The 3976-nt window shown below is 46.4% G+C and carries 4 protein-coding genes; 2 read left to right on the forward strand and 2 right to left on the reverse strand.

Annotation, left to right across the window (positions count from 1 at the left end; genetic code table 11):
- Together MUP17_01400 and MUP17_01405 are read right to left on the reverse strand one after the other, a co-directional pair.
- On the reverse strand, positions 1–192 hold a 192-nt coding region (locus tag MUP17_01400; GenBank protein ID MCJ7457631.1), incomplete at its 3' end, for a hypothetical protein.
- A gap of 564 nt (positions 193–756) precedes the next feature.
- Positions 757–1080, reverse strand: coding sequence for a hypothetical protein (locus MUP17_01405; protein ID MCJ7457632.1), 324 nt, complete (start codon positions 1078–1080; stop codon positions 757–759).
- Between the two features lie 52 nt (positions 1081–1132).
- On the opposite strand from MUP17_01405, the gene MUP17_01410 reads away from it, so the two are divergent.
- Both MUP17_01410 and MUP17_01415 read left to right on the forward strand, forming a co-directional pair.
- On the forward strand, positions 1133–1972 hold the full coding sequence (locus MUP17_01410; protein MCJ7457633.1) for an IS1634 family transposase: 840 nt from the start codon (positions 1133–1135) through the stop codon (positions 1970–1972).
- Positions 1973–2138: 166 nt separating this feature from the next.
- Positions 2139–3074 (forward strand): IS1634 family transposase, encoded by a 936-nt coding sequence (locus MUP17_01415; protein ID MCJ7457634.1) that lies wholly within the window; start codon positions 2139–2141, stop codon positions 3072–3074.
- Positions 3075–3976: the final 902 nt, after the last annotated feature.

Genomic DNA, 3976 nt, shown 5'->3' on the forward strand with positions numbered 1-3976 from the left:
AAAGCAGGCCTTCCGCAGAACGCTGGGATGAGCCGCACTCTTGGCCAGCATCATATCGGCAATTGTAAGTGGGCACCCGAACCGTCGAGCCAGCGAGCGCATCGCGTAGTCGCTATACCCGCTCAGCGACGCCTGGAAGAAGGGCACGTCCAGCGTCAGGCTGCCAAGTGTGAGACCGACAGAGTTAAGCATATCCCCCTTGCCGATTGGCTGTTTTCATTAACTATAAACTGTAAACTAAGAGCAGGGGGCCTATTGAAAACCCCTTGATTCTCGACAGGAGATTATACATCAAGAAGCTGATCGACGCCACTTCGCTATTTCAAAAACATCGAAGCTTCGTTATGCTTAAAAGGCAGGATCGTCGGCACGAGCGGGGAGCGATATCGAAAGGGGCGTAGAAGCTCCTGTGGCTTTATATAAAAGAAAGAATCTATAAAAGGGGTGGTTGGGTAGGGTCAGTAGAAGAAAATCAATAAGAAATGGGAAGATATAAAGCAGAATGGTAGGAAGAAAAACGTATCATTTCTGCCCAATTCTTGTGCAGTTGTCTGGAAAATTTGGTATAATAGTATTGGTGGGTTGGGGATTTTCCTATCCTCTCCTCTCTCCCTCCGCTCCTCAGCCCACCATTATTCATCTTGCTCAAAGTTTTTGTATTTGACTAATGCTGTGTCACCTGCTATAATGATTTATGTTGTAAGCGCGACGAAAAAACCTAATCATAGAATTTGAATTCTGTGGAGTAAAGGCACTTTACAACGGGGAGGCTGGGTGATGAAAGACTGCATATGCCTGTGCCTCCCCCTTTTTTTTATTAGGTTGATACCTTCTATTTGCTCCCACTGCATTTGCTTTGAGAACCACCACCACAGCGGCATACCCTACAATTACCTGGGACTGATTTTTCCAGAAATTGTTTTTTGATTTGTATGGGAGAAAGCGGTAGAAATGTTTTTTAGGAGCAATAAGAAATGGGACTAACCCAACTTTCGCAGTTGGGTGGGCAAATCGCGATTTCAAAATTATTTTTCCCGCATAATGCTTCAATAATGCCCCAAATGGTCTCAAACCCTGCATGGTGAAGACCTATCCTGTTGCGAGCCAATTTTTCTGACGCCAGACTATCGGCATGTTTGTGAGAAGCTATAAACGCAAAAAGAACGGCAAGTGGCACGAATACTTCAGCGTCGTCGAGAACCGCAGAGTTGCCGACGGCGCGACGGTTCAGCGAACGGTGCTGTATCTGGGCGAAATAACCACCACGCAGCAAGACACATGGCGTAAAACGCTGGAGGTCTTCGATGAGGATACCGGCAAACAGGAGCAAAAGTTACTGTTCGCAGACCATGTCCAAATCGCAGAACGTGATATAGATTCGATAAGGGTAAAGCTTTCCCAGATGCAGTTATACAAGCCTCGCTCGTTCGGTGCCTGCTGGCTGGCCTGCTGGCTTTGGCAAAAGCTCGGACTTGATGAGTTCTGGTCGGGCAGGATTGACGGCGTGCGATCGGACATCCCATGGTCAAAGGTGCTCAAGCTGCTGGTGGTAAATCGTCTCATACATCCGGGCAGCGAGTTTTATCTCCACCGGCAATGGTTTGACAAGACCGCGATGGATGAACTGCTCAATACCGATTATCGCATAGCGGCCAAAGACAGGCTGTATCGGTGTCTCGACAGGATAGTTGAGCATAAGGACCAACTGTGCAGGCATCTCAAATCACGATGGGAAGACATGTTCAGCATTGAATTTGATGTGTTGCTTTATGATCTGACCAGCACATACTTTGAAGGTTTATGCAAACAGAACGCAAAGGCCAGATTCGGATACAGCAGGGACAAACGCCCCGACTGCCGGCAGGTGGTAATAGCACTTATCGTTACGCCTGAAGGTTTTCCAATTGGTTATGAAGTTTTGCCGGGCAATACTCTGGACAAGACCACGTTAGGGTTCTTTCTTAAAAGGTGAACTTTAGCCATTTTAACACGTGTCAGACCTGTTTTCGGCGTATTGGGACTGAATTTTTGGCAACTCGACCGTTCGTGGAGAAGTTGCTGTTAATTGTTAACTACTTGTAAGTAAAGAGTTAAGGTCCATGAATTTTGGCTAAACCGCACTTAAAAGGATAGAATCAATGTATGGCAAGGCGCGCAGGGTATGGGTGATGGATAGAGGTATTCCCACAGAAGAAGTCCTTTGGCAGATGCGTGATGAGAACATACAGTATCTTGTTGGAACTCCGAGAGCTATGCTCAATAAACTTGAAGGAAAGCTGCTCGAGGTGGACTGGAAGCGGGCTAACGACAACGTTATGGTAAAGCTGCTGGCGGAAGATAATGAGCTGTATGTTCTGGCCAAGAGTAAAGACCGCAGGGCTAAGGAACGTGCTATACGCAAGTATAAGCTGCGTAAGTGTTTGCAGGGGCTTGCAAAGCTGCGTAAGAACTGTCGTAATCGCGACAGACTCATGGAGGGGCTTGGAGCATTGAAGCAGCAGGCAGGCAAATCTTCCCGGTGTGTCGATATAACCCTGCCGCCGCAAGGCAGCAGGGTTACAGAGGAGAATTTTACATATCAGTTGAATAGGGATGCTTATAGAAAGATGCTGCTGCGAGATGGCATGTATCTGTTGCGAACCAATATTGCTGAAACGGCCCCGGATGTTATATGGCAAAGGTATGTTCTGCTTACAGAGATTGAGGCGGCATTCAGGTGCTTAAAGAGCGACCTTGCCGTTCGTCCGGTGTATCATCAGCTTGAGCAGAGGGTGGAGGCACATATATTTGTGGCATTTATGGCGTACTGTCTGATGGTTACTCTGCGGCAGAAGCTTCGTGGCTATGCCGATGGCCTGACGGCACAGGATGTGCTCGATAAGCTCGGCTCCATTGTAATGATAGATGTTCGCATACCGACAACCGATGGCCGTATCCTTGAGATGCGCAGGTATAGCCAGCCGGAACTTGAACACAGGATACTACTCGCCAAGCTCAAACTTAATTTGCCCAAACAACCACCGCCGAAGATATACAGCCGACAGCTAAATGACCGGTTTTGTGGTGGAAACTAACCGCCTTGGCGCTGTCAATAACACCGATTTTGATGCCGAACTGCGAAAGTTGGGCTAACAATCCATTATACAATCGAATTCAAAGGCACTGCTAAACAACTCCAAACGAAGTTGGAGAAGGTGAGACAGGCATGTAGGGATTTACCTTTTGAGGAGGTAGGAGAGATAGGGACTGTCAAAATTACTCAAAAGATCATTGATAGTGTTTTCGCTAAATTGTCAAACGATAAGCGGTATAAAAGAAAATCAGGATTACCCGGTAATCGGTTTCTATAATGCCTACGAGCATGTGTACCGCTACACAGACCGCCCACGTTTGCCTACGTTGCAAAAAGTATTTTTATTAGATGTAATATAGCAAGGTATTTAACATTGGTAGTTATAATCGGCGAACGGATAGCTGCTGGTAATTTATCCCAAATAGTGGCAATTTCAGCTAAGTTGGCGGGCAATTGCTGCGGCTTTGCGTGCACGCTCTCTTGACTTACGATGGGCATTGGCACTATGCGTTTTAATTTGTTTTTCTCGTCTTTTATTGAGTCTATCTCTACGTCTTCCCATGAAAAGTTCCTTTCAGTACTTTTACCAAATCTGTCACGCTGTGCCAGGTTTCATGGCAAATAAAGCATTTTCAATATTATTACAGCCTGTCTATAATAAATATACTCGAATTGTAAGCACCAGGCAGGGCAAAAGCAATGAACTTTTTGGGGAAGATATCGGAAAGTAGTAAAACCGACTGCGATGATATCTCTGTATCTGTGGCCCGGAGAGGGCTGTGAAAGTTCGGAGCTTAACTTTCAGAAGAGAAAAAGGAAATTTGTTTGTAGTAGCTTCTGTAAGACTCAATATCCAACCTACCCTCCCCACATAGATCTCCGCCCTGGGACAATCCTGGAGCA

Source organism: Candidatus Zixiibacteriota bacterium, assembly GCA_022865345.1.
Lineage (GTDB): Bacteria > Zixibacteria > MSB-5A5 > MSB-5A5 > RBG-16-43-9 > RBG-16-43-9.